Origin of the sequence: Aminobacterium sp. (genome assembly GCF_034926885.1) — a bacterium.
GTDB lineage: Bacteria > Synergistota > Synergistia > Synergistales > Aminobacteriaceae > Aminobacterium.
On sequence record NZ_JAYFQR010000035.1, the window covers coordinates 1 to 25,166 of the forward strand.

25 protein-coding genes, 3 tRNA genes and 1 rRNA gene are annotated in these 25,166 nt (G+C 41.4%); 26 read left to right on the forward strand and 3 right to left on the reverse strand.

Features of this window, described 5'->3' with window-relative positions:
- Positions 1–90 (forward strand): 5S ribosomal RNA (gene rrf / locus VB083_RS11335); the annotation flags it as partial.
- 82 nt (positions 91–172) lie between these two features.
- On the opposite strand, the gene VB083_RS11340 is transcribed toward rrf, so the two are convergent.
- The 3 genes from VB083_RS11340 to VB083_RS11350 are packed head-to-tail and all read right to left on the reverse strand — an operon-like array spanning position 173 to position 2,510.
- Positions 173–1,348 carry a hypothetical protein gene (locus VB083_RS11340; protein WP_323402065.1) on the reverse strand — a complete coding sequence of 392 codons (1,176 nt, stop codon included), beginning with the start codon at positions 1,346–1,348 and terminating at the stop codon, positions 173–175.
- 24 nt (positions 1,349–1,372) lie between these two features.
- Positions 1,373–2,119 (reverse strand): hypothetical protein, encoded by a 747-nt coding sequence (locus VB083_RS11345; RefSeq protein WP_213691724.1) that lies wholly within the window; start codon positions 2,117–2,119, stop codon positions 1,373–1,375.
- Between the two features lie 19 nt (positions 2,120–2,138).
- Positions 2,139–2,510, reverse strand: a complete 372-nt coding sequence (locus tag VB083_RS11350) for a hypothetical protein (protein WP_213691725.1) — start codon at positions 2,508–2,510, stop codon at positions 2,139–2,141.
- Between the two features lie 157 nt (positions 2,511–2,667).
- Between VB083_RS11350 and VB083_RS11355 the strand changes: the two genes are divergently transcribed.
- The 25 genes from VB083_RS11355 to VB083_RS11475 form a co-directional block, all read left to right on the forward strand.
- A complete protein-coding gene (locus tag VB083_RS11355) occupies positions 2,668–3,717 on the forward strand; it encodes a homoserine dehydrogenase (RefSeq protein ID WP_213701469.1) in 1,050 nt (349 codons plus the stop codon).
- Positions 3,718–3,725: 8 nt separating this feature from the next.
- Positions 3,726–4,244, forward strand: coding sequence for a YfcE family phosphodiesterase (locus tag VB083_RS11360; RefSeq protein ID WP_213691727.1), 519 nt, complete (start codon positions 3,726–3,728; stop codon positions 4,242–4,244).
- A 30-nt stretch (positions 4,245–4,274) separates the two neighbouring features.
- Positions 4,275–4,796 carry a chemotaxis protein CheW gene (locus tag VB083_RS11365; RefSeq protein ID WP_213691728.1) on the forward strand — a complete coding sequence of 174 codons (522 nt, stop codon included), beginning with the start codon at positions 4,275–4,277 and terminating at the stop codon, positions 4,794–4,796.
- 4 nt (positions 4,797–4,800) lie between these two features.
- A complete protein-coding gene (locus VB083_RS11370; RefSeq protein ID WP_307879576.1) occupies positions 4,801–5,628 on the forward strand; it encodes a PHP domain-containing protein in 828 nt (275 codons plus the stop codon).
- A gap of 66 nt (positions 5,629–5,694) precedes the next feature.
- The gene (ltaE, locus tag VB083_RS11375; RefSeq protein ID WP_307879575.1) at positions 5,695–6,729 is read left to right on the forward strand and encodes a low-specificity L-threonine aldolase; all 1,035 of its coding nucleotides are present in this window, start codon (positions 5,695–5,697) and stop codon (positions 6,727–6,729) included.
- Between the two features lies 1 nt (position 6,730).
- A complete protein-coding gene (locus tag VB083_RS11380) occupies positions 6,731–8,089 on the forward strand; it encodes a TldD/PmbA family protein (RefSeq protein ID WP_323402066.1) in 1,359 nt (452 codons plus the stop codon).
- A complete protein-coding gene (locus VB083_RS11385; protein WP_323402067.1) occupies positions 8,067–9,674 on the forward strand; it encodes an N-acetylmuramoyl-L-alanine amidase in 1,608 nt (535 codons plus the stop codon). The genes VB083_RS11380 and VB083_RS11385 overlap by 23 nt, the downstream gene beginning before the upstream one ends.
- Positions 9,675–9,694: 20 nt before the next feature.
- A complete protein-coding gene (locus VB083_RS11390) occupies positions 9,695–10,435 on the forward strand; it encodes a GerMN domain-containing protein (protein WP_213691733.1) in 741 nt (246 codons plus the stop codon).
- 22 nt (positions 10,436–10,457) lie between these two features.
- Positions 10,458–11,243 carry a ribonuclease PH gene (gene rph / locus VB083_RS11395; RefSeq protein WP_323402068.1) on the forward strand — a complete coding sequence of 262 codons (786 nt, stop codon included), beginning with the start codon at positions 10,458–10,460 and terminating at the stop codon, positions 11,241–11,243.
- Positions 11,209–11,793, forward strand: coding sequence for an RdgB/HAM1 family non-canonical purine NTP pyrophosphatase (rdgB, locus tag VB083_RS11400; RefSeq protein WP_213691735.1), 585 nt, complete (start codon positions 11,209–11,211; stop codon positions 11,791–11,793). The genes rph and rdgB overlap by 35 nt, the downstream gene beginning before the upstream one ends.
- Positions 11,794–11,854: 61 nt before the next feature.
- Entirely contained in the window at positions 11,855–12,079 is a 225-nt protein-coding gene (secG, locus tag VB083_RS11405) for a preprotein translocase subunit SecG (RefSeq protein WP_213691741.1), read from the forward strand.
- Positions 12,080–12,091: 12 nt separating this feature from the next.
- The gene (locus VB083_RS11410; RefSeq protein WP_213691736.1) at positions 12,092–13,135 is read left to right on the forward strand and encodes a nicotinate phosphoribosyltransferase; all 1,044 of its coding nucleotides are present in this window, start codon (positions 12,092–12,094) and stop codon (positions 13,133–13,135) included.
- Positions 13,136–13,297: 162 nt separating this feature from the next.
- Positions 13,298–13,732, forward strand: a complete 435-nt coding sequence (gene rplM, locus VB083_RS11415) for a 50S ribosomal protein L13 (RefSeq protein WP_213691737.1) — start codon at positions 13,298–13,300, stop codon at positions 13,730–13,732.
- Between the two features lie 21 nt (positions 13,733–13,753).
- Positions 13,754–14,149 carry a 30S ribosomal protein S9 gene (gene rpsI, locus VB083_RS11420; RefSeq protein WP_213691738.1) on the forward strand — a complete coding sequence of 132 codons (396 nt, stop codon included), beginning with the start codon at positions 13,754–13,756 and terminating at the stop codon, positions 14,147–14,149.
- Between the two features lie 244 nt (positions 14,150–14,393).
- Positions 14,394–15,752: a magnesium transporter gene (mgtE, locus tag VB083_RS11425; RefSeq protein WP_213691739.1), complete on the forward strand. Its 1,359-nt coding sequence runs from the start codon at positions 14,394–14,396 to the stop codon at positions 15,750–15,752.
- Between the two features lie 125 nt (positions 15,753–15,877).
- Complete coding sequence (locus VB083_RS11430) at positions 15,878–16,486, forward strand: TetR/AcrR family transcriptional regulator (RefSeq protein ID WP_323402069.1); 609 nt, start codon at positions 15,878–15,880, stop codon at positions 16,484–16,486.
- Positions 16,476–17,831, forward strand: a complete 1,356-nt coding sequence (locus VB083_RS11435) for a TolC family protein (protein WP_213692159.1) — start codon at positions 16,476–16,478, stop codon at positions 17,829–17,831. Before VB083_RS11430 ends, VB083_RS11435 begins: the two co-directional genes overlap by 11 nt.
- A gap of 11 nt (positions 17,832–17,842) precedes the next feature.
- A complete protein-coding gene (locus VB083_RS11440) occupies positions 17,843–18,934 on the forward strand; it encodes an efflux RND transporter periplasmic adaptor subunit (protein ID WP_213692158.1) in 1,092 nt (363 codons plus the stop codon).
- A complete protein-coding gene (locus VB083_RS11445; protein WP_323402070.1) occupies positions 18,931–22,044 on the forward strand; it encodes an efflux RND transporter permease subunit in 3,114 nt (1,037 codons plus the stop codon). Before VB083_RS11440 ends, VB083_RS11445 begins: the two co-directional genes overlap by 4 nt.
- Positions 22,041–22,340, forward strand: a complete 300-nt coding sequence (locus tag VB083_RS11450) for a PG0541 family transporter-associated protein (protein WP_213692156.1) — start codon at positions 22,041–22,043, stop codon at positions 22,338–22,340. Before VB083_RS11445 ends, VB083_RS11450 begins: the two co-directional genes overlap by 4 nt.
- Positions 22,341–22,419: 79 nt before the next feature.
- Positions 22,420–22,495: transfer RNA gene (locus VB083_RS11455), tRNA-Thr, on the forward strand.
- 18 nt (positions 22,496–22,513) lie between these two features.
- Positions 22,514–22,599: transfer RNA gene (locus tag VB083_RS11460), tRNA-Tyr, on the forward strand.
- A gap of 14 nt (positions 22,600–22,613) precedes the next feature.
- A tRNA-Thr gene (locus VB083_RS11465) sits at positions 22,614–22,689 on the forward strand.
- Positions 22,690–23,086: 397 nt separating this feature from the next.
- A complete protein-coding gene (locus tag VB083_RS11470; RefSeq protein ID WP_323402071.1) occupies positions 23,087–24,598 on the forward strand; it encodes a sodium-dependent transporter in 1,512 nt (503 codons plus the stop codon).
- A 429-nt stretch (positions 24,599–25,027) separates the two neighbouring features.
- Positions 25,028–25,166 (forward strand): GTP-binding protein (locus VB083_RS11475; protein ID WP_323401817.1); only part of this gene is annotated, 139 nt, incomplete at its 3' end.

A 25,166-nucleotide genomic window follows, 5' to 3' on the forward strand; every position in this document is an offset into this window, starting at 1 on the left:
ACCCGGTTCCATGCCGAACCCGGAAGTTAAGCCCTCCAGCGCCGATGGTACTGCAGAGGCTATCTGTGGGAGAGTAGGTCGCCGCCAGAGATCTTTTTTTATACCCTCATCCTTCCTTACTATAATTTCCTATGATAATTCCTTTGGTTTCTCTGGCATGAAACAATTTGAGTTAAATGCTTTCTTCGTTTTGTTTTTTAATTGATCTTTTCAGTGCAGCTATAAAATCTTTATATGTTATCTTTTCATTCCCACTTACAAAAACACTTCCTATTCGTAAATTGATTTTGCAACAAGTTGATAAGTGACTGATACTGTTATCATTTTCTATAAGTATTGAAGCCATATCTTCTATACGGCTGCTTATGGTTTTTAATCCGTCACGCGGCGTTTCTGGTAGCATAACAAGTATTTCATTATTTTCGATTAGGAATATGAGATCCGTATGTCGTAGATTCTTAATAAGATGGGAACTAAATTTTTCAAAAAGTTGAGTATGCTTGTTTTCGTCTATGAGGTTATTAGAGTCAGAGATGGAGTAATTTATAAGAAGCCCTGAAAGCCAGCGGCGATATCTATACGATCTTTCTAATTCTTGTGTCCCTCGAATTACAGCATATTCCTTTGTGTAAAGCCCCGTCTCATCGTATATTCCCAGAGTTTTTGTTGCATTTTCTTTTTCGTTACTCATATGTGGTATTAAAAAAAGGGCTTTCATATCTTCTTTTGAATGTTCAATAACCTTCCATTCTCCAGAAGGCAGCGTTATAACACCATCTGAATTTTTTTGTTTTTTTATAAAGGCGGAGAAAGGGGATTCTATTGAATCAAGGGAAATTAGTTCTTCCATTTTCCCATTGGGAAAACTCTCCTCATCTTTTTCAATAAGAGCTGGAAAGGGAAAAATTTCGAGAGAATGCTCGCAAGAGAGTATATCTATAGGTTGATAGGCACTATTTTCTATGCTTTCAGTAGCGTTTTTACACTGAAAGTGGAAAGAAATATGGGAATAAAAGCTATTTCCCATAAGGATAAGACCTACCATGGTTAAAGTTACACCTAGCCATGAAACTAGGAAATGCTGACCAAGTATAGATCCGAATACCGCAATGATGAGCCCTTGCGAAAAAAATTGATACCCCAAAACTTCGTGATTTTGTCCCCACTTACTCGAAAAAAAATAGTAAATACAGCTGGCAATATAACAAAGTAAGAGAATAGAAAATAAGGGAGTGAGTTGTATTTTCGAAGAGGAATTTCGAGTTGTAATGAAAATGAGGATAATTAGTATAGAAATAATTGGTGGAATAGAAAGTCGCTTTATATAGCTTGATGAATTGCTATTCATTACCATGCCCCCATTATTTAAATTTTAAAATTTAAAATGAGAAGGATATCGAAAAAGATCAGGTTGACAACATGTAATGACCATATCAGCTCCGGCAGCATTTAATGTTTCTATCTCTTGCCAGGATTTGCTATTTCCTAAAAATCCCACACTCATTGTGTCGGGAGAAGCAGAGCGTAAAAGAGCTATATTCTGTAAAATATGTTGTTGTCTCGTGTACTTGATACAAATGATGCCAGAGGCGCGAGCGATTTCTGAATATCTGGCAAAAGTGATGATTTCCTCCTCAGATAAAATATACGAATTAAAAGCAAAATAGAGGGGGAAATCAAAAGGTAAAACGTTTCTGTATGAGATAAGCGCTTGACGTAGTTCGTTATGATCACTGTTCTGATGCATGACGTCAGATCTTATGAGGACAACAATTACATCTGCCCCATTTTTTGCCGCCCAAAGTATGGCGTCTTGTTTTAACGATGGAGGGAGCCCTGCTAAGGGGTAGTCTATAATAGCTCCCACCTTTATTTTTTCTTTTGAAAAACGCTTGGACACATAAGGAACAGCAAGAAGTGGAACAAAAAGAGTATTTATCTCATATTGGATGCATGTATCGCAAGTTTCTGAAAGTTGTTGTTCATTGAGAATGTCAGAAAAAATATAACTCATATTACTATATAAGACATCAAAAGAGGCTGATTTTTCTAACCCTGCCTCAGCGAGAGCCGCTCTTCTGCGAGCCTTTTTTGACAAGAGTTGTAAATCTGTTGCCATACTATCACCTCATTATTTTTTATGAACGGAGGCAGTGGCACAATTCCTGATTTTCACCCTTTCCTTTTTTTACTGTGACGTTTTCAACAATTATTGATCCATTTCTTTCAAGGTAGAGAAGCAGAGAAAGAATTGTCGTTTCGCACACGCCAATACTCTCTGCCACTTCTTTTACGTTGACAGTTTCATTTTTATTGGCGATGTTTAGAATTTCTCCAGCAATATAGTTGATCCACTGATGAAAGAGATCCTGCATTTCGGGGGTGGAAGAGGATGCAAGCTGGGAGTTAAGTGAGACTGCTTCTATTAATCTGGCTGTTACAAGAGAAGAAGACTCCACGAGATTTTTAAGTTCCTTTAAAACGGATTCCTGAGAAATGTGTTCGCTCATAGATAAGAACTCCCTCCGTATGATATAGAACTATTCTATTTTCTATTTAGAAATAATACAACATGAATAGACATAAGACGAAGCACTACCTAAAGTGATAAAATAAAACATTATCCAAGCTGAAGCACTGTAATGATTATGCGTTGGAGGAGTTTGTATGAAATTATCTATTCTTCTTCTTGGTTTTGGCAACGTTGGGCGTGAGTTTTGTTCTCTACTGATACGAAAAAAAGAAGAAATTTTTTCTCAATTTAAAAGTTCAGTGCAAATTAACGGAATAGCTACGCGAAGAAGAGGAAATATATATTCCCCGCGAGGACTTGATATTAATGAGGTTTTTAAGGCAGAAGAAGAGACAGGGCGTATCGATGGTAAGATACTGTACGCTAAGGAAAATCGTGATTCTGTTTCTCTTGAAGAGTTACTTTGTAACGGAGAATATGATGTTCTCATAGATACAACATCTTCAAGTTTGGAAACAGGAGAGCCGGCTCGTTCTTTTATCGAGAGAGCCTTCTTGCGAGGAAAATCAGTTGTTACATGTAACAAATCTCCAGTAGCTCTTTGGTATCACCCTTTATCAAAACTGGCTCAGGTTAATAAAGCTCATTTCCTTTTTGAGGGAACTGTTATGTGTGGAACCCCTCTCTTTTCTTTAGTCCGACATGGATTGCCTGCAACTCAAGTTCTGTCTTTTGAAGGAGTTTTGAATGGAACATGTAATTATATTCTTGAGCAAATGCGTCAGGGAAGCACTCTTGATGATGCACTGCTTGATGCGCAAAGGCGAGGATATGCAGAAGCTGATCCCAGTATAGATATTGATGGTTGGGACTCTGCTTATAAGGCAATGATTGTAGCTCAAGCACTTATGGGCTCTCCCATGCTTACAAAAGATAAAATACATGTAAAAGGAATTCGTGAAGTTACTCCTGAAATGCTTAACAGGACAAGAACTAAAGGTGGAGTGGTGCGTCTCCTTTCAAGAATAGAAAGGAAAGGCCAGAACGTTTACATAGAAGTAGCCCCAGCGGCCTTACCGGCCAATCATCCTCTCGTTACTCTTTATGGCGTAACAAATGGTGCAGTTATCTCGACTGATACAATGGGGGAGATATGTATAGAAGGTGCTGGTGCTGGCCGTCGATCAGCAGCTTTTGCCCTTTTACGTGACGTTCTTTCCATTGTCGATTCTATGAGGAGGTGAGAGAAAGGATGTCTCGTCGTCTTGGTGTTATTGCCGATACACATGGTCACGCAGATGCATGGGAGAAGGCTTTGAATATATGGGGTGATGTGGAGGCCATTCTTCACGCAGGAGATGTTTTAAAAAGTGGAGTTGATACTGGACTGGCCGATATGATGAATGCTTCTTCTGTTCCCGTTCTTATTGCAAAAGGCAACGGTGATTTTTCTCGGGATCAGGAGTGGCTGAAGTGGCCTATACTTTCTCCTTACGTGACAATATGGTGGGCCGGCAAACTTATACTCTTAAACCACGGCTCTCATTTCTCTCAACTACGACATTTAGCATTAAATGCAAAAGCAGATCTTGTCATATCTGGTCATACTCATGTAGGTTCACTTGTCAGAGAAGGGAAAACGTGGTTTTTAAATCCGGGAGGGGCTTCTTTACCCCGCGGGCGAGATCCGGCAAGCATAGCTCTAATCGAAGAGCATGATATACGGATCATTACGTTAGATGGCGTTCTTTTGCATCATGAACAGTGGTAGATAAGGATTCCACAAGGAGGAGTACCTAAAATGGATGTATCTCAGACGCAGAATATTGAAAATGTAGCTCAGGAAGATAGAGGAGAAGAGCAAATCATTCTTGTCTTTTCTCTTGGCAAGGAAGAATTTGCTCTGAACGTAAATGAAGTGAAGGAAATTGTTCGAGTCCCGCCAGTAATTACACGCGTTCCTAACGCTCCAGATTACATTCGTGGAGTAATAAATCTTCGTGGCACGATCGTCCCAGTATTTGATATGGAATTGAAGTTGGGGATGGAAGAAAAAGCTTTGACTGAAGATTCTCGAATCGTTGTAGTTTCATGGAATGATATTCAATTTGGTATTTTAGTCGATTCAGTTCGCGAAGTATGTACTGTCTTTGACTCTCAGATAGAACAGAATATTCAACTGGATACCTCTATGGAAAAGAAATATCTTTTGGGAGTTATAAAACAAGAAGGCGGACGGCTTGTCGTGCTTCTTGATCTCGTTACGCTTTTTGATCTTGATGTTATTCTTGCTGATGAGCTAGACTCGGAAATCGCAGGCTAGCAAGATGATTTTCATTGATTTACATCTTCATAGTACCAGTTCCGATGGAACTCTTGCTCCTCGGGATCTTGTGGTCAGAGGAAAAAGGCGAGGATTGTCTGTCATGAGTTTAACAGATCATGACACCACGGAAGGTGTAAATGAATTTTTAACAGCTTGCAATAAATTGGGAGTGCGTGGAGTTTCGGGAGTAGAGCTTTCAGCAGAGTTTAATGGCGTTATGCATATTCTTGGATATAGGATTAACGTTGAATCTCCTCTCTTCCAAAAACATATGAAAGATTTGCGAGAAGGACGAGACGAAAGAAACATAAAAATATGTGAAAAGCTTCAGAAACTGGGGATGTCTGTTTCTATCGAAGAAGTAAGAGCAGAAGCCAACGGAGATGTAGTAGCGCGTCCGCATATTGCAAGAGTCCTCATTAAAAAAGGATATGTTCAGAATATGTGGCAGGCCTTTGACAGATATCTTGGCCACGATGCTTCTGCATACGTTCCTCGCTATCGTCTTTCCCCTGAAGTTTGTATTGATGTTATACAAAAAGCGGATGGAGTGGCTGTTTTAGCTCATCCTGCCCAAACGACAGATGATTATGGTGTTCTTGTCGATATTTTGAAACAATTAAAATCTTTAGGTTTATGGGGAATAGAGTGTCTTTCCCCCAGCCATTCTTCACAACAAATATTTCAGTATCTTCGTATTGCAAAAGAGATGGATCTCTTTACTACGGCAGGTTCAGATTTTCACGGAACGAATAGACCCAGTGTGTCAATGGGGATTCGTGTAAAGACTGATTTCTTACCTTGGGCGCGTTTAGGTATATCCCTGTAGATAAATGGTAGTATAACGTGATAAGGTTAACGAAAGAGTCTAAATGATGTAAGGAGGAGAATAGAGATGCACTTTCCCATCGATCTAAAAAGTGACACAGTGACAAAACCTAGTGAAGCCATGCGTCGAGCAATGTATGAATCTGAAGTAGGAGATGACGTCTATGGAGAAGATCCCACAGTCATAAAACTAGAAGAAAAGGCTGCCCAACTAACAGGAAAAGAGGCGGCTTTATTTGCAGTCTCTGGAACTATGGGGAACCTTGTTTCTCTTCTGACTCACGGCAATCGAGGAGATGGTGTCATTCTTGGGACCTATTCTCATATCAATAATTACGAAGGTGGCGGTCTATCCGTTCTCGGCGGATTATTTCCTATGCTTGTAGATGACTCTGTGGGGATTCCGAGCCCGGAGGCTGTTCAAGAGAAATGTCTTCCTCTCAACGTTCATTTTGCTCCTGCCAAGCTTCTTTGTCTTGAAAACACTCACAATAAATGTGGTGGAATAGCTCTTTCTCCTGACGTCTTTGCCCAAACAGCTTGCAAGGCTCGAGAACTCGGGCTATCCATTCATTTAGATGGCGCACGGCTTTTCAATGCTGCTACAGCGTGGGAAACAAATGTTTCTGCTTATACAACTCTCGTTGATTCTGTGCAGCTTTGCTTATCAAAGGGGCTTGGGGCTCCTGTTGGGAGTATTATTTGCGGCTCTCGCAATTTTATAGAAAGAGCGCGCCATTGGAGGAAACGTGTAGGTGGAGGAATGCGGCAGGCTGGAGTTATTGCAGCAGCTGGCCTCTACGCTTTAGAACATAATATTGAACATTTGAAAGAAGACCATGATAATGCCAGTCTTGTTGCTCAGATACTTGAAGCAGCAGGCATAGCTGTAGAGAATAATGGTAAGCGGACAAACATGATCTTCTTCTCTTTACCTGAAGGTGATCTTACCGCAGATATGTTGATAGATCGTTGCTCAAAGAGAGGCGTATTTTTTACGGCAATGGGAGAGCGGCGTATACGTCTTGTAACTCATCTTGATGTTTCTAGGGAACAAGCCGTGGCGGCCGCAGATATTATAGTCGAAGAGGTTAGACAATAGAATGGTTGTCCCTTGGTATGATGAGATAGTTCACTGTTCAGAATTTCTAATAGACGAAGCAACAAAAAAAGGAGCGTCTGGGGCCGATGTCCTCTATTATTCAGGATGTAATTCTTCCTTATCTCTTCGTGATGGGAAACCGGAGCAGAATAATTCAGGCTGTATTACAGGTATTGGACTGCGCGTTCTTGATGGGGAAGGTCGTCAGGGTGTAGCACATGTTAATGCCATAAATAAAGTGGCGTTACAGCAACTTGTCGATTGGAGCTTGCACAATTGTTCTCTGGTTGAACCCGATCCGTGGGTTGTTCTTTATGAAGACGCCCCCTCCTATTCGGAAGAATTAGAGCTCAAAGATGATGCTGTTCAGTCAATCACACCAGAACAGCGTATGGAGTGGTGTAATGAAATGACTCGTTATGTAAGAGAAAAGGACTCTCGGGTTGTTTCTGTACGAAGTGCTTCATGGGCCGATGGGCAAGGGGATACTTTTTATATGTCCTCTGCAGGTATATATGGATGGTATGAAGGAACGGCTCTTGCTGCTGGTGTTAGCCTTGTTATGAGCGACGGCGAACATATGGAGATGGGGGGTTTTGGGGAAGAGTTTCGTTTTCTTGAAGATTGTTCTCTTCAAAAGATAGCGGAAAAGGCTGTGAAACAGACAGCCTATACATTGGGGGGAACGCCTCTCCCTACTAAAAAATATACTTTGATTTTTTCTCCAGAGGTTTCATCATCACTGCTTTCTGTCATTGGGGATCTTTTTTGTGCTTCAAACGTCCATAAAAATCGTTCCCTTTACAAAGGGCAACTCGGGAAAAAAGTTGCCAGCCCTCTTCTTTCTCTCATAGATGATGGTCTTATGCCACGGAAACTTGGAACCTCTCCTTTCGATGGAGAGGGCGTTCCTTGTCAGAAAACGGTTGTGATGAAAGAAGGTATAGTGGAAGCTTTTCTCTATAACCTTAAATATGCTCGAAAAGATGGGGTACGTTCTACAGGAAATGGGGCAAGAAGTTTCTCCTCTCTTCCTGATGTGGATATTTCCAATCTTTATATGGAACCGGGGACGCTCTCACCTGAGGAAATTTTCCATTCTGTTCAGAATGGACTTTATGTAACAGAGCTTCTTGGACTTCATACAGTTAATCCTGTAAGTGGGGATTTTTCCCTTGGAATAAAAGGAGTACGTCTCTTTGAAGGCCTCCTTGATCGTCCTATTGCAGGAATGACAATAGCTGGGAATTTACTTGATTTGTTGAATCGTATCGTTTTAGTAGGGGGCGATCTTTCCTTTTTTGGCGATATTGGGGGATGTACGATGGTGATCGATAATGTTACAGCGGCAGGTTTGTAAAAAATTTATATTTATATTTATTTTTCTTATAACAGCACTTGTTTTTATTTCCGATTCGGCGATGTCTTCGACGGGATGGAATTTGGCTCTTAACGGTCGTGTCCTTGGAGACGTTCCAATAAAAGAACAAGGCAGATTGACCATGGTTTCTATTGGGACTATGGTGAGACTTCTACAGCTTGATTTGGAGCAAAAAGAAGATACACTTTTGATTTATTACAAAAACAATAAGTTACAACTTGTTCATAAAGCTACAGCAGTATGGTTGAATGTTCAGCTTCTACCGACAGCCTCAGCACCCGTTTTGGAAAATGGACATTGGTGGCTTGATTCTCGATCTGCCATGAAAATTCTTCAATCTTTATATCAGGCAGCGGGGGATAAATCTACGCTATCGTGGATGGGGGCTTCTGATATTCCTGTTGTTATAGAAGAGCTTCAACCTCTTCAAGAAGAAATTAAGCCAGCGATTCAGCAACCGGTTCAGCAACCGACATGTGAGCTAAAGTCGCTGAGATGGGGACGTTATGAAGAAAAAATTAGGGTAGTTTTTGACTATTTGGGTGTGGCCGAACCTGAATCAAAAGAGGTAGATACGTCGGTTTCTATTGTTTTCTCTGGTTCGAGTCTTTCTCAAAACGATCTTTCTTCTCCGTATCCTCAAGATGTATCTGTCAAAATGAATACTTTAAATGGGAAATATATAGTATCCTTGCATTCCGTTCAGGGCGGGAAAATGAACATCTTTACCCTTCCTAATCCGACGCGATTGGTGGTTGACATATTCCCCGAAAAACAGAAAGAAATTCTGGAAATAACAGCACCTGGCGGGAATATTCCTGAATCTCAGAATGTTTCTGTTCCTCAACGTGTTGCTGTGCCACCTCAGAAGAAATCAAAAAAACCTCTCATTGTTGTTGACCCTGGTCATGGGGGGAAAGATCCTGGCGCCGTTTCAAACGGCTTGAGAGAAAAGAATTTAAACCTTCAGTTTTCGAAATTATTAGCGGAGAGTATTAAAAAACGAGGTTTTGATGTGCGTTTGACTCGAAGCACAGATATTTATCTAAAGTTGAGAGAGCGTACTGAGTTGGCGAATAATTGGGAAGCTGATATGTTTATCAGTATTCATGCCAATGCTTTACCTAAAGGAAGGCATGCGACTGGCACGGAAATATACATTATGGCTTTGCCTACAGATAAAGACGCAATGCAGTTGGCTTTAATTGAAAACCGAGAGTTGACAGGCGATAATGGTAGTGAGAGTTCAGCACAAGTTGATAAAAAGACAAAAATGCTTTTGAATATTCTTGGAAATATGCAGCAAAACGCTAAAATTAGTGATAGTACTGACGTAGCGGAATATCTATTTAAAGCAGGAAAAAATAATCGTTTAAATATGAGACGAGTTGCTCAGGCCCCATTTTTTGTTTTGCGTGGTGCTTCGATGCCGGCAGTGCTCATAGAAACAGGTTTTATTACTGAACGAAGTGAAGCGAAAAAGCTTGCTTCTACGTCTTTTCAAAGACAGTTTGCCGAAGCTATTGCGCGAGGGGTAGAGGCCTACTTCAATGGAGGCCGATAAAATAGGAGATGTGAGAGGAGGTGTGTGGCGCGTTAGCGCTATACAACATGGTTCGTAAAGAAGATCGTTTTTCTGACGATTTTGAAGATGATTTGCAAATTCGTCGTAATTTAGATAGACAAGCGGAGTTATCAAAGACAAAGCCTCGTTCTAAGCGTGGGCGGAGGTATGCAGAAGAGACATCGACACATAAAGCTCCCATGGTCTTTCGTATCATAGCGTGGGTTGCTATTGTCTTTTTGTTTTTTGGAGTGGGTTATTGGGGAACATCTTTTACGTTGGATCTTTTGAATAAGAAAAATTTGGTAAACCAGAGTGATGTTGTTGAGAATCAGCAGGAGCTTTCGGAATTTTTGGCAGCAGACTCAACTGTAGGAAGAAAGGTAACCTTTCCTATCTATATTCCTATAGACGGAAATATCGTTAAAAAAGATGCAGTTGTAGTTTCAAGCATTATGGAAGATGACATGAAGCGTCTTATTGCGAAACTTTTTGAAGAGTGCGGCGATCCATTGCGCGGAGTGAGCGTTCAACATGTTTTTAGAAATGGAGATACGGCATATCTTAATGTAAATAATGCCTTTATGGCTTCACTTAATGCTCTAGGGGAGCAGACAAGTACTCTGCTTATAACGGGGATCGTGCAGACGGTGAAAGAGAGTTTCTCTCCAGTTGCAAAAGTGAGATTTCTCGTAGAGGGGAAAGTTCCTCAGAGCGGCGCGCCTGTAAATCTTTCGGTTCCTTGGGAAATTCGTTCGTAAAAGGAAGGATCAACGCATTATTATGGAGAATATTTATGTACGAAGTGATGGTAGAAAGTTCAACGACATGCGCCCAATAACTTTTGAGCGTGGATACACATGCTATGCCGAAGGGTCAGTTTTAGCCTGTTTTGGCCAAACTAAGGTTATTTGTACAGCCTCTGTTGAAGAAAAAATTCCATCCTTTTTGAAAGGGAGCGGCCAGGGGTGGATTACTGCAGAATATGCCATGTTGCCTCGGGCTACTGCTGAAAGAACAACGAGAAGCACCACTAAGGGAACGATTAACGGAAGAAGCCAAGAAATTCAGCGTCTTATAGGGCGTTCTTTACGTGCTGCAGTTGATCTTTCTCTTTTGGGAGAAAGAACGATCTGGCTAGACTGTGATGTTATTCAAGCTGATGGTGGAACTCGTACCGTTGCCATATCTGGAGCTTTTATTGCATTGTTTGATGCCCTGAGATATTTAAGGGAAAATAAAAAAATAAATACATTGCCGCTTAAATCTTTTATTGGTGCTGTCAGCGTTGGCAAAATACAAAACGGTCTTTGTTTGGATCTTTGTTACGAGGAAGACAGCAGAGCTGAAGTCGATTGTAATGTTGTAATGAATGGCAATAAAGAGCTTATAGAAATTCAAGGGACAGGTGAGCAGGGAATTTTTGCTAGAGACGAACTCAATGCAATGCTCGACTTGGCAGAAGAAGGACTTCAATCGATAATGCAGCATCAGGTAGCAGTTCTTGATATTACGGAAGAGGAGCGACAGGCTTGTGTTGGTGAGATCTGTTCTTTTTGCCAGCAGTAATCGTAATAAATACGAAGAAGTTGTCGCTTTACTTGCCCCCTTGCAGATAAATCTTGTTTTTGGTCCAGAACGTCTATCTCTTGATGTGGACGAAACATACCAGACATATATGGGGAATGCTTATCTGAAAGCTGCGGCGTGGGCGGAAGCAAGCGGTATGCCTTCTTTAGCTGACGATAGCGGTCTTGAAGTTCGCGCCCTGCAGTGGAAACCTGGTATTTTTTCTGCTCGAGTTGCTGCTTCCAGCGAGGCGAGGAATAAGTGGCTTCTTCAATCTCTTGAAGGGAAAGAAGATCGAACAGCAAAATATGTAGCTGCTTTTGCTCTCTGTTTTCCTGAAGAGGGGCATACTATAATAACGGAAGGCGAGTGTTGGGGAAAAATTGCAGAGGAACAACAAGGAGAAGGTGGATTTGGTTACGATCCACTCTTTATTCCTCAGGGGTTTGATAGTCCATTTGCCGATCTTCCTGATAAAATAAAAGCTCGTATTTCACATAGAGCTATAGCTTCTTATCAATTAATACATATTCTTCAACAACAAATGTGATAGAATAATCTACTGTTTGGATTTTGGGTGCCTTATTGTGTAGGGGGTGTAGTAAGTGAGAATGTTTCTTGGCATAGTTCATATCCTTTTGAGTATTGCCTTAATGGGAGTAGTTCTTCTTCAACAGCGTAAAGAAGGCGGATTCTCCGGCATCTTTGGAGGAGGAACCCAGTCGGATATGGGTGGAAGTCAGTGGCAGCGTTTGAGTGGCTTGACGAAAATAACGGTTGTGTTAACCGGCCTTTTCATGTTAACTTCTCTTGTACTTGTAATAATGACAAAATAAAGGAGAATAGGTATGACCAAAAACGGGAACTTAAATTCCCTCGACGATCTTTCTTCTATTACGGTCGATACAGATCGCTTTTATAGTGCAACGCACGAAGAAATTTTGAGTGGATTGACCTCCGATGTCTATTTTTTGAAAACAAAAGATGTGCTCCATCGAGCTGGAAAAGATAATACTCCGGTTGTAGCGGAGTTTTTTGCTCGTGGTAATGGTGTTTTTGCAGGACTTCCAGAGGCAATGCGAATTTTGCAGAGTAAAAACGTTTCTGTCTCTTCATTACAAGAAGGAGATACTTTCGCTCCTAAAGAAGTTGTTATGAGAATAAGCGGGGCTTATTCCGAGTTCGGTCTATACGAAACGGTTCTTCTCGGAATTTTGGCAAGTTCCAGTGGGTGGGCAACGGCTGCCCGTCAGTGCGTTGAAGCTGCGGAAGGAAGGCCGGTTCTTTGCTTTGGTGCAAGACACGTCCATCCTGCTATTGCTCCAGTAATGGAAAGAGTGGCTGTCGCTGTTGGTGGTTGTTCCGGTGCGAGTTGCATGTTAGGAGCCAAATTAGCTGGGCATGAGCCGACAGGAACAGTTCCTCACGCTGCAGTTCTTATTGTGGGAGACACCGTTGAATTAGCCAAGTATTATGACCAAGAGGTTCCGGAAGGGGAACCGAGGATCGTTCTTATCGATACATTTAAAGATGAAGCTGAAGAGTCGCTTCGTGTAGCTCGTGCTCTCGGAGACCGTCTTTTTGGAGTTCGTCTCGATACCCCCGGCGAACGAGGCGGAGTAACACCTGAGCTTGTAAAAGAAGTTCGGTATCGTTTAGATATAGCAGGATTTTCACATGTGAAAATTATTGCTTCAGGCGGCCTTAATCCAGAGCGAATTAGAATTCTTTCTGAAGCGGGTGTTGATTCTTTTGGCGTTGGAAGTTATATTGCTCATGGAACTCCTCGAGATATGACCATGGATTTGAAGGTTATCGATGGAATTCCTATAGCAAAACGAGGAAGATTGCCAGGGATTATTGAAAATTCTAAGCTAAAACGTGTAAAATAAGTAAGTTCTACGGATGCTTCTAGAATATAGAAACGTTTCCTTTTAGTGGGAGTGCTGCCACCATTCCCAGATGCGACTATAAAGAAACAGTTTCGTGTCTATGAGTGTCCTTTGGGGCTTTTCCCTATATATTTGAATTGAAGTATAAAGGAGGAAATGAGCATGGCGAGCAATCGTACCTACATGGCTACTCGCGACAAAGTTGCGCGTGAGTGGTATGTAGTAGATGCCACCGATAAACCATTGGGAAGACTAGCTGTCAAAATAGCTAGAATACTGATGGGGAAACATAAAGCGACCTATACCCCACATGTTGATTGTGGAGATTTCGTGATTGTTATCAATGCGGATAAAGTAAAGTTGACTGGTAATAAGCTGATGAATGCTAAAAGATATCACCACACAGGATATCCTGGCGGAATTAAAAGCCAGACCTACGGTGAAATCATGGCGAAAAGACCAGAGCGACTTGTCGAGCTTGTTGTGAAAGGGATGCTTCCTTCCAAGACACGCCTTAATTTCCAGCGGAAACTTAAGGTCTATGCGGGAGCCAATCATCCTCACGAAGCACAACAGCCAGTTACTCTTGACATTTAATATAAGAAAGGAGGAAAAAGAATGCCAACTCCTTCCTATTTTTGGGGTACAGGAAGACGTAAAAATGCTATTGCTCGCGTGAGAGTTTGCCCGGGCGATGGAACTATAAAAATTAATGAAAGAACAGTTGAAGACTATTTCCCCCGCGACGTATGGCAGGTACATGCTTTAGCTCCTTTAAAAACTGCTGGCGTAGAAGGAAAAGTCAATGTTTTTGTCAGGGCTAATGGAGGCGGTCTTACCGGCCAGGCCGGAGCGGTTTGCCTTGGTATTGCCAGAGCCCTTCTTAAGCTAAATCCAGAACTTCGTCCCGTTCTTAAAAAGGCAGGGTATCTTACCCGAGATCCTCGTATGGTCGAAAGAAAGAAATTCGGTCAGAAGGGTGCCCGAGGACTGCGACAGTTCTCCAAACGTTAATTACTTTACGAAAAGAAAAACATACGGGGTGTTTTCATATGCAATGCCCCGTATGTTCTTTTAAAAGAGGTGTAACATGGATAGCGGTATAGTCCCTTTATCGTGTAGTTTTATAAGGTTTCTCATGAACTAACAGGCGTCGAGTTCGTTCTATTATCCCTCATTGCAGGTTTGATAGCGCCCGGCGCCCGTCGGGTGTGACCTGTTTCTCACCCTTTAAAAAAATATAGGAACAAAGGGGGAGATGCCAGTGGATAATTTGCACCACAAATTCCTCGAGAGCATCGATAAATTATTCCTTAGCAAAAAATTTAAAAGCTTAAAAGAGCTTCTAAGCACTATTGAGCCAGCTGATGTTGCTGAAATTTTGGGAGAAAAACCTCCTGTAGAAAGGGTCTTTCTTTTCAGGTTGCTGGCAAAAGATCAGGCTATTGACGTGTTTGAGTTTATGGATAGCACTGAAATAGAAGAAATGCTGAACCATTTCACTGATGCGGAAGTATCAGAGATTATGGAAGAAATGTCTGATGATGACAGAACAGCTCTTTTTGATGAGTTACCTGCAAAGACTGTTAAAAGATTGTTATTACGTCTTTCTTCAGATGAACGTAAGGTTGCTAATATGCTTTTGAACTATCCAGCGAGCTCTGCCGGACGAATAATGACTCCTGAATATATAGATTTAAAGGAAGAAATGACGACAGAGCAGGCTATTGAGAGAATCCGTAAGCAAGCACGAAGTAAAGAGACTATTTATACATGTTTTGTTGTTGATACCCAGCGATACCTGAAAGGGGTTGTCGATTTAGAAACGCTCATAATGGCTGAACCTCATACTACAGTGGCAGCCCTTATGGACGACCCTATATATGCAACAACAACAACCGACCAGGAGGAAGTTGCTCAGATAATGTCGAAATATGACTTACAGGCTATCCCTATAGTCGATAATGAGAAGCGCCTTGTCGGTATTATTACCTTTGACGATATTCTCGATATTATTGAGGAAGAGGCAACGGAAGACTTTGAACGTATGGCTGGTATTCAGCCTGTAGAAGAGAATTATCTTGATGCGAGTATCTTTACGTTGGCTAAAAAACGTTTTATGTGGCTTTTCATTTGTATATTAACGGAGGCAATGACATCTGTTGTTTTAAAACGATATTCTTTTGCTTTGCAAAGTGTCGTTGCTTTAACCTTTTTTATCCCTTTGCTTATTGGTACAGGTGGAAATGCTGGAACGCAGGCCTCCACTCTCGTAATAAGAGGTCTTACCCTTGGTGATATTGAATGGAAAGATATAGGAAAAGTTATTTGTAGAGAAGCCCTAACAGGAATCTTATTAGGCGCAGCTTTAGCTGTTTTAGGCTTAGTTCGGGCATATATGCTTCATACAGGATATGGCGTAGCCTTAACTGTAGCTTTTGCTATTGTTGCCGTAGTTTTACTTGGAAATCTTGCTGGAACACTCTTACCTTTTATAGCCCGAATGGTGCGTATCGACCCTGCCATTATGTCTGGTCCCTTTATTACAACTATCGTCGATGTATTTGGGCTAATCGTCTATTTTGAAATAGCAAAAAATATTTTATCCCTTTCGTGAAAATCAGAGAAAATGTTAATAGGGGGTGCTTTATAAAGCACCCCTTTTTTTATATGCTTAATATTGACAGACCGTTCGGTATGTTGTATATATCATAACATACTAAACGGTCGGGAGGTGAATCCGTGAAAGATAACGCACAAGATACACGAACGCATATATTAGATATAGCTCGTAAACATTTTGCAGAAAAAGGTTTTTACGGAACGAGTATTGATGTCATAGTAAGAGAAGCCGGGTTGAGTAAGGGAGCCTTATATTGGCATTTCCCGGGGAAACTTGACCTTTACAGAGAGGTGTTAAAACAGGAGGTAGAACGGATTAGGGGTATTATGCTCCCATCTGAAGCTGAAGAACCAGAAGAACGTGATGGACTCTTTATTCGGAGGGGTGAACAGCTTTTTGATGCAATGATGAACGATAAAATTTGGCGTATGTTCAGCGTTCATATGGCTCTTGAATCCATAAGGGGAAATAAGGAAATTCTGGAGCTCAATAAGTCAATTAGCGCTTCTTTGGTAGAAGAGCTTGAATCAACCCTTATACGAATGTATCCCAAGCTTAAAAATGGAGCAGGTGAATTAACTGTGAAGGAGTTAATTCGGCTCTTTGAAAGCTTTCTTTCGGGAGTACTAGTCAATTTGGGAACAATATACTCTGCCGAAGAAGCTAAACGTTCTTGGAAATTTATTGTTTTGCGTATTCTTAAGGGAGGGGCGTCATATGCGCCATAACAGAATATTTTCTTTTTTTATTTTAGTGGTGGCTATTTTTGTTCTGGTCCTTTCATGCGAGAGAAAGCTTTGGGCGCAAAGTCCTCAAGTCCTCACTGAATCTCTAGTGTTAGAACTAGCTCAAAAAAATAATCCTGTGTTAGCTGCCGAGGCAGAAAGGGTAAAACAAGCACAAGCTCGTTTTGAGGGAATAAAAGCTTCACAGCTTCCACAGTTATCAACATCTATAACATATCAACAAGAAAAAGAAGCTCCTTGGTATCCCGTCTATTTGAATGGCATTCCGGCTCCTACAGGTAGAGCTGTTGCCGGTTTTGAAAAAACATACAGAGCTGCTATTTCTCTCAACTACTTGCTTTATAGCAGCGGAGGAGTTGAGAATTCGATACGGAGTCAAAAGCTTGCCTTTGAGGGAGCCAAGGCTCAAGAGACCAGAGTTTCTCAAACAGTACAAAATAATGTTTTAAAGGCTTTATATAATTTACAAAGAGCCAGAGCTAAATTGGTTATAGCTGAAGATGTTTGGGACTTATCACAAGAGCACTTAAAACAAGTCGAGTCTTTTTATAAACATGGAGTAGTGGCTAAGAACGAGCTTCTCAGAGTTGACGTGGATGTTTCAGAAGCAGAATTAAACCGCATTCGTGCTGTTAATGCTGTAGATGTGGCATGGAATGCTCTAGAAAGGGCCGTTGGTTCTTCTCTTCGAGAAAAATATGTTCTTTCAACTCCTGAAGAGAGTGTAAAAAATGTATATATTCCAGAGAAACCACTAGATGTAGCACTACAACAAAGAGCTGAACTGAAAGCTCTAGACTATGCTCTTAAATCTTCTCTTGCTTTGGCTCAGGCGGCATCAGCAGAAGGACGTCCTCAGGTAGTGTTGCAAGCTGAAAGTTACGTTGTAGACGATACCTTTTTCCCAAGTGAAAAAGATGATTGGAAAATATCTGTTACAGCTTTGTGGACCTTCTTTGATGGAGGAGCGAGTAAGTCGAAAGCTAAAGAAGCACGAGCTGCTGCTGATGAATTTCTTTACAGAGCAGAAGATTTTAAAAAGCAAATTTGTCTTGAAGTTTCAGTTGCAAAGTTAAATCTTGAGTCAGCGATGCAACGTATCAATGTAGCTCAGAAGCAAGTAGAAAGTGCAGAAGAAGACTACCGAATGGCGTTGAAGCGGTATGGAGCACAGGTTGGAACAAACATTGATGTGCTTGATGCCAGAGTTGCGTTAACTAACGCACGAACCCAACTTGTTGATGCTGTATATGACACATATACATCTGAATCTGAGCTTTTATACTCAATTGGTTCTAACCATATGGTTGCGGAGAATAGGGAATAGGAGTGGTTTCGATGAAAAAAGTGTTATTGCTCTTCAGTATTGTCATTCTTTTTCTTGGGCTCATAGGTTTTCGTGCTTATCAACAACATCAGCTAGAGCAACAGCCTATTGAACGAGAGCGAATTAAAGTAGAAACGGTTTCTCCCGAAACAAAGCTTTTTACTGAAAAGCTTCATTTTGCAGCAACTTTAGAACCAGAGGAAGAAGCCGCTGTAGTGTGTAAGGTTCCCAGTAAAACTGTTTTAAGAGTATTTGTCAATGAAGGCGACATAGTTAAAGCGGGTACGATTCTGGCTGAACTTGATGAGAGCTTGATAAGTGAGCAGATTAATCAGGCGGCAGCGACGCTATCGAAAGCTAAAATTTATTATCGGACAGTAAAAAACGATTTTGAACGTTTCTCAGCACTTTATAAAGAAGAAGTTATTAGCAGGCAACATTTTGAGCATATAGATGGTGAGTACAAAACATCTAAAAAACAGGTAAAAGAAGCTCAAGCAGCTCTTGAACAACTCAAAATTTTAAAAAGCTATCACAAAATAGAAGCGCCTATTTCAGGAGTTATCACCGCAAGGAATCTAGATCCCGGCGATACGACGTCGTCAACGCCTGCTTTCATGATAGCCAAGAATATGAAAGTCAAGGCAGTAGGTTCCGTTCCAGAAAAGGTATACCCTCGAGTTCGAGTTGGTCAAAAAGCTTCTTTGCAGCTGGATGCTTTTCCGGGGAGGCAATTTGAGGCTTCTGTCTCTCGAATTTCACCAACCCTTGATGCAGCGACACGAACTGGAAAAGTTGAGGTGTTGCTTGATTCCCTTTCAATATTAAAACCGGGGATGTTTGCCCGCACAGTTATTGAATTGGAAACGCATGAAGGTTTAGCCCTTCCTCTTGAAGCTGTGGGACAAATGGCTGGAACTGGGCAATCCATATGTTATGTGCGAACAAAAGAGGATACGGCTGAATTGCGTTATGTAACATTAGGGGACGAGTCAAAAGGAATGATTGAGATTCTTGATGGCCTTTCCTCTTCTGACGAAGTTATTTTGACTAGGTCAGAAAAAGTTTCAGAAGGCGTTGCTATTGAGGTGGTTCATAAATGACGTTACCAGAATTTTCTGTAAAACGCCGAATTACGACACTAATGGTTTTTCTGGCAGTATTACTTTTGGGGGGGTTGGTATTTACAACTCTGAAAGTAGACTTATTGCCTGAAATTGAACCCCCTGTTATCAATATATTGACAACATGGCCAGGGGCTTCCGCAAGCGATGTGGAACAACGAGTAAGCAAAATTGTAGAAAATCAGGTTTCTATTATAGAAGGCGTAGATACAATTTTTTCTAAGTCTCAGGATAATCTCTCTGTCGTCTCTGTAAAGTTTAAATGGGGAGAAGATCTTGATGTAAAAGTAGGGGATATACGTGACGCTGTTAATTTTGCAAAACGAGACCTTCCTGACGATGCAGAAGAGCCGATAATTTTGAGAATTACGACAGGTACAGTTCCCGTATTGAGTATGTCGCTTACAGCGGGAAGCTCATTTCAGGGTCTCTATCATTTCGCAGATAATACAGTAGCGGAAACGCTTTCACGGATTCCAGGAGTGGGAGAGGTTCTTATTTATGGAGGAGATCGTCGAGAAATACAAGTTCAGCTCGATATAAACAAAATCGAAGCTTTAGGGCTGTCTACTCAAACAATAATCAAGGCTATTGAAAGTGAAAACATCAATATCCCAGCAGGATCAATGAAAGAAGATCAGGTAGAGTATTATCTTCGTGTTCCTGGACGATTTAAATCTGTAGATGAACTTAAAAAAGTTATTGTTGGTGTTATACGGGGGCGGCCTGTTTACTTACAAGATGTAGCGACAATAGTCGATGGCCTTAAAGAAACAGAAATTGAAGGTTTCCATGATGGTCAACGATCTGTCATACTTATCGTTTTAAAAAACAGTGACGCAAATACAGTGGAAGTCAGTCGTTCGGTATTGGCCAAAATGGAGGAAATGAAAGCTCGGGAGTTTCCCTCTGACGTTCAATATTACGTGGGACTCAATACTGCTGATTTTATACAGGATTCCATTAAGAATTTGGGATCGTCACTATTTGTAGGAATTCTTTTGGTGTTTATAGTGACTTGGGCCTTTTTAAAACGGTTGCCTGCTTCACTTATTATTTGTTCGGCAATACCCTTCTCACTGATTATCACTTTTATTGTTATGGGATGGCTTGACTATACAATCAATATCTTCACTTTATCGGCCCTTGCAGTTGCCAGCGGAATGGTAGTTGACAATTCTATTGTTGCTACTGACCAAATTGTTTATCACCTTGAATTAGGTGAGCGCCGGTCTGTTGCGAGCGTTTTGGGAGCGAGAGAAGTTCAATCTGCACTTGTTGCATCTACCCTTACAACAGCTGTTGTTTTGTTACCTCTGGCCTTTATCTCTGGCCTTGTTGGTGTATTCTTCTCTGCTCTTACTATCGTTATGGTTTTAGCAGTTGTTGCGTCTCTTTTCGTAAGTCTCTCTTTTATCCCTATGATGGGAAGCCGCTTTTTTAAACGAGAAGAGGATCAATTTCGAATACATAAATTTACAGAACGGTGTCTTGTCTGGCTTGAAAAAACGTATCGTAATATTCTTTCGTGGAGTTTAAATAATCGGAAAAAAGTTGTATCCGTAGCCATTTTACTTTTAGTTTTGACCTTTTGGGGATTCCGCTATATAGGAACTGAGCTTACTCCTGAACCTGATACGGGAGATATTTCAATTACTTTTGTCTTGCCTGAAGGAACGCGACTCGAAAAAACGACAGCTCTCTTGAACGATATTATGGCGCACGCCAAAGAGACAATTCCCGAGGCAACAAACATTTATGCTTACGATGGAAAAGATGAGAAGGGGTATGCTGTCGCCGTAGGTCAGGAAGCTGGTCCCAATATAGGAACAGTGGGAATAAAGCTTGTTCCTAAAAAAGAAAGAAATCGAAGCGCTTTTGTCGTAGCCAATGAATTGCGCTCATGGCTCAGAGCTAAACCAGGAATTGAAAAAATGACAGTAATTGTTACATCTCCAATAAAAGCTATGTTTTTAGGATCTAAACCGCTAAACATTGAAGTTTATGGAGATAATCTGAGCGAAGTTTTAAGCACAGCAACACGAATAAAAGATAGCTTGGCTCAAATCCCAGGGGCTGTCGATATAACGTTGAGCCAGAAACAAAACAGGCCAGAAGTATGGGTTGAATTAGACCGTGAAAAAGCCGCTCTTTCCGGAGTCAGCACTGCTGCTGTAGCTCAAACGTTGCGAACCTACTACTATGGATATGAGACAAATGAAAGTTATTGGGAAGGTGACGATGACTACCCTATTCGAATTCGCCTAAACAATGAGCAGCGGGATTCCAGAGATATTCTTGATCGTCTTATGGTTCCAAGTGTTACGGGAAAGCTTATTCGTCTCTCCTCTATAGCCAGTCTTGATGATACCGTAGGGCCGCCTGAAATACAGCGAAAGAATAAGCAACGGTATATTATCGTAGAGGCGAATGTTCATGGTCGGTCATTAGGTGAGGTTACACAAGATGCGCGAGATATGATACGTAATGTAGAGATTCCACATGGTGTGCGTATCAACTTTGGCGGAGAAGTGGAAGAACAAGCCGATGCATTCAGGCAGATGGGATATCTTGTCCTCTTGGGAGTTCTTCTTGTTTACATGGTCATGGCCGGGCAATATGAAGCATATCTTGACCCCTTTATTATTATGTTCAGCATACCATTTGCTTTGACGGGTGTTGCTTTTGCCTATCTTTTAACGGGGACGTATCTCTCGTTACAGGGGTTGTTGGGGGTCATTATGCTAATCGGAATAGTCGTCAATAACGCCATAGTTCTTGTAGATTATATAAACTTGCTTCGTGCCAGAGGATTAAAACTGCGCGAGGCTTTGTTAGAGGCAGGAGAACGCCGTTTACGTCCTGTTCTTATGACAACATTGACAACGTTCTTTGGAATGTTGCCTATGGCTGTGAGCCGTGGACAAGGGGCTGAATTGTGGCAGCCTTTGGCAATATCAGTAATGGGAGGATTGCTTGTATCGACTATTGTTACGCTTGTACTTGTTCCTGTAATTTACAGCCTTTTTGAAGAAAAACTACGTCGAACCAAGCGTTTTGAAGAAGGGCGGCAGGTGAAAACAGCATGAAAATGTTTTGGATTTTTTGCAATGAAAGCGTAGCGGAAGATTTGATGGAAATTCTTGACGCTAATGGGCTTGACGGCTATTTTGTGTGGAAAGATGTTCTTTGTAAAGATCGAAAGAATGGAAAGACTCATTGGGGGGATGCTATCTTCCCTGGAAAAGAGTGGGCATTTATGGTCTTTTGCGAAGAATGTGATGTAGCCCTTTTACACGAACGTTTAGCGCAATTGGCTGAGGAACCGTATATACATCAGGCTGGAATAAAAGCTTTTGTTGCAGAAGCAGAAAAAGTACTGTAGAATGATATTCCGTTGAGAATAAGAGTTGACAAAAAGTGTTGACAGATTATTTTCTCCCGCTATAATATACCAGCGGCGAGCCGGTGTAGCTCAGTTGGTAGAGCAGCTGACTTGTAATCAGCAGGTCCCCAGTTCGAGTCTGGGCGCCGGCTCCAGTAAATAGTTAAAAATGTGGTGGGATGGCCGAGTGGTCAAAGGCTGCAGACTGTAAATCTGCCGGCGTTCGCCTACGTAGGTTCGAACCCTACTCCCACCACCATTTATATGTGAAAAGCCGACTTAGCTCAGCAGGTAGAGCACATCCATGGTAAGGATGGGGTCTCCGGTTCGAGTCCGGAAGTCGGCTCCATGGATTAGGAAGGATTCCTGACGTTTTCAGGGATCCTTTTTTTGTGCTTCTTTCTATAGCTTAGAGTAAAACAATTCGTACTCTTTACTTTATATTCAATATGCTTTACTATTAATATAGTACAACAAGGGCTCTGCTTCCTAGTAACATTTTAAGTAAAAGGTAGTAATTTTTCTATTGCTATCATGAAACCTAAATCGCATTTTTTAGGTTCTTAAAGCCTCCATTTATTTTTGTTCCCCATCCGCGATCTTTCTATTTTCATAAAGCCCATGTGAACATAAATATGCGTTGCACGTAGCTAGGCTTCTTATAGGAGCCTTGCTTATGTTAATTCGTAGAACGAGCGTGAAGGCTCGAAGGTAGGGGCGTGGTAATTTTTAAAGGAGGGAGATAAATGGTGGAAGTTGGGCGTGAAAAGTTTTTAAAACGGCGTCATTTGATATTTGCGGCTATCGGATCCGCTATCGGGCTTGGGAACGTCTGGCGTTTCCCTTACATGTGTTACAACTATGGTGGGGCAGCCTTCTTGGTGGCGTATGTTATAGGCCTCTTTGCCATTGGTATTCCTTGGCTCGTTACAGAATTTGCTATGGGGCATTATTTTCAGAAGGGAGCTCCCGAGGTTTTTTCAAACATTGGCAAAAAATGGGAGTGGGTGGGCTGGTTTCCCGCTGTATCAGCCTTTTTGATTGACTCATACTATTGTGTCATTATGGCATGGACCTTGATTTACATGTTCAGTTCAATGACTCTTGCTTGGGGAGTTGGCCCGGCAGGAGCAGAAGGGGCAGGTCCTTACTTCTTTGAACAAGTTCTTCAAATCACCGATGGGCCAGGAGTTCTCGGTGGTATGCGGTGGCAGATCGTTTTGTCTTTGGCTTTTACATGGATTGTGATTTATTTTGTTATTCGACGTGGTGCTGAAATTATAGGCAAGGTGTCAGAAGTCGTGATGACATTAGCGTGGATCCTTATATTTGCAATCATAGCCAGAAGCGTAACTCTTATAGGTGCTGTTGACGGACTTAACTATTATCTGGATATCGATTGGTCTGTTCTTAAAGGGCCAGATGTTTGGTTTGCGGCCTTTAGCCAGATTGCATTTACCATGTCTTTGGGAATGGCCGGTATGTATGCTTATGGCCGGTTTATAGCAAAAAAAGGTGATATTACAAATAACGCAATTATTACAGGTCTTGCAGATTCAGGTTTTGCCTTTCTTGCCGGTTTTGCAGTCTTCAGTACAGTAGGATATATTATGCAGGCTTTGGGAGTTCCTTTGCAAGATGTTACGATTTCTGGAATAGGATTGGCTTTTGTAACATATCCTGTTGGCGTTTCTCTGATGCCCGCCTTGAACACGCTCACTGGAGTTTTGTTTTTCCTTATGTTCTGGATTATAGGCTTGAGTTCCGCTTACTTTTTGGCATATGGTGGTTTCATGGTTCCATTAATTGATAAATTTGGCTGGAAACGTGAAAAAGTGGTTTTCTGGGGCTGTCTCGTATGTTTTTTAGTAGGACTCCTTTATTGTACAGGTGGAGGACTGTATTGGCTGGACATTATAGATAGAACTGTCGCTTTCTATACGCTCCTCTTGGGTGGAGCTATTGCCTCGCTTGTTGTTGGATGGGTCTTTGGTGCTGATAAGTTGCGAAAGCACGTCAATGCTACATCTGATATCAAAGTTGGACCGTGGATGGATGTGCTCATCAAGTATGTTGTTCCTGCTGGTCTTCTTTTTGTTGTGATTTATGGAGGTTTTATGCAGGATTTAAAAAAACCCTACGGAGGGTATGGAGTATGGGCTAATTTCATTTGGATTCTTATAGCTGTCGTGCTCATCGTTAGTTTTATTTTACAAAATATGAAATCAAAAATAGAGATCGAGAAGGAGGGGAAGTAATATGACTGGTACTGCGATCTTTTCAGCGATTTTTATGGCGGTTGTAATTATCGGAGGATTGTTATATTGCTTCAGTAAAATGGGAAAAGGAGGAGGTGAATGGGAGGATTAATGTGAATTTATATTTTCTCGATCTTAAGTTTGCCAACTTGTAATCAAAAGCTTTTGGGTTCAAGTTTGTGCATTAAATTCTTTTTTGAAAGTCAGACTCGGGAGGAATTCCCTTCCGAGTCTTTTTATGTATAGAGATGTGGATATTCTTGACTCGTATGGTAAAATCTCTTCCGAGTCTTTTTATGTGCAGAGATATGGATATTCTTGACTCGTATGATAAAATTTGTTCAGTACGATTTACAGTTGAGTATTAAACATGGAATACAGAGCCCGAAAGGGCAGAGATTCTATATACGCAGGGAGGCCTGAGAAGAAATGGCAAAAGAGAAGTTTGAAAGAGCGAAGCCCCATCTTAACGTGGGAACGATAGGACACATAGACCACGGAAAGACGACGCTGACAGCAGCGATCACAAAATGTTTGTCGACGAAGGGCTGGTCGAATTTTGAGGCGT

Excerpts from the sequence above, each read along its gene's own strand:
- VB083_RS11340 (WP_323402065.1), bottom strand. The coding sequence starts at position 1,348 with ATGAATAGCAATTCATCAAGCTATATAAAGCGACTTTCTATTCCACCA.
- VB083_RS11345 (WP_213691724.1), bottom strand. The coding sequence starts at position 2,119 with ATGGCAACAGATTTACAACTCTTGTCAAAAAAGGCTCGCAGAAGAGCG.
- VB083_RS11350 (WP_213691725.1), bottom strand. The coding sequence starts at position 2,510 with ATGAGCGAACACATTTCTCAGGAATCCGTTTTAAAGGAACTTAAAAAT.
- VB083_RS11355 (WP_213701469.1), top strand. The coding sequence starts at position 2,668 with ATGAAATTATCTATTCTTCTTCTTGGTTTTGGCAACGTTGGGCGTGAG.
- VB083_RS11360 (WP_213691727.1), top strand. The coding sequence starts at position 3,726 with ATGTCTCGTCGTCTTGGTGTTATTGCCGATACACATGGTCACGCAGAT.
- VB083_RS11365 (WP_213691728.1), top strand. The coding sequence starts at position 4,275 with ATGGATGTATCTCAGACGCAGAATATTGAAAATGTAGCTCAGGAAGAT.
- VB083_RS11370 (WP_307879576.1), top strand. The coding sequence starts at position 4,801 with ATGATTTTCATTGATTTACATCTTCATAGTACCAGTTCCGATGGAACT.
- ltaE (WP_307879575.1), top strand. The coding sequence starts at position 5,695 with ATGCACTTTCCCATCGATCTAAAAAGTGACACAGTGACAAAACCTAGT.
- VB083_RS11380 (WP_323402066.1), top strand. The coding sequence starts at position 6,731 with ATGGTTGTCCCTTGGTATGATGAGATAGTTCACTGTTCAGAATTTCTA.
- VB083_RS11385 (WP_323402067.1), top strand. The coding sequence starts at position 8,067 with ATGTTACAGCGGCAGGTTTGTAAAAAATTTATATTTATATTTATTTTT.
- rph (WP_323402068.1), top strand. The coding sequence starts at position 10,458 with ATGGAGAATATTTATGTACGAAGTGATGGTAGAAAGTTCAACGACATG.
- secG (WP_213691741.1), top strand. The coding sequence starts at position 11,855 with ATGTTTCTTGGCATAGTTCATATCCTTTTGAGTATTGCCTTAATGGGA.
- VB083_RS11410 (WP_213691736.1), top strand. The coding sequence starts at position 12,092 with ATGACCAAAAACGGGAACTTAAATTCCCTCGACGATCTTTCTTCTATT.
- rplM (WP_213691737.1), top strand. The coding sequence starts at position 13,298 with ATGGCGAGCAATCGTACCTACATGGCTACTCGCGACAAAGTTGCGCGT.
- rpsI (WP_213691738.1), top strand. The coding sequence starts at position 13,754 with ATGCCAACTCCTTCCTATTTTTGGGGTACAGGAAGACGTAAAAATGCT.
- mgtE (WP_213691739.1), top strand. The coding sequence starts at position 14,394 with ATGCCAGTGGATAATTTGCACCACAAATTCCTCGAGAGCATCGATAAA.
- VB083_RS11435 (WP_213692159.1), top strand. The coding sequence starts at position 16,476 with ATGCGCCATAACAGAATATTTTCTTTTTTTATTTTAGTGGTGGCTATT.
- VB083_RS11440 (WP_213692158.1), top strand. The coding sequence starts at position 17,843 with ATGAAAAAAGTGTTATTGCTCTTCAGTATTGTCATTCTTTTTCTTGGG.
- VB083_RS11445 (WP_323402070.1), top strand. The coding sequence starts at position 18,931 with ATGACGTTACCAGAATTTTCTGTAAAACGCCGAATTACGACACTAATG.
- VB083_RS11450 (WP_213692156.1), top strand. The coding sequence starts at position 22,041 with ATGAAAATGTTTTGGATTTTTTGCAATGAAAGCGTAGCGGAAGATTTG.
- VB083_RS11470 (WP_323402071.1), top strand. The coding sequence starts at position 23,087 with ATGGTGGAAGTTGGGCGTGAAAAGTTTTTAAAACGGCGTCATTTGATA.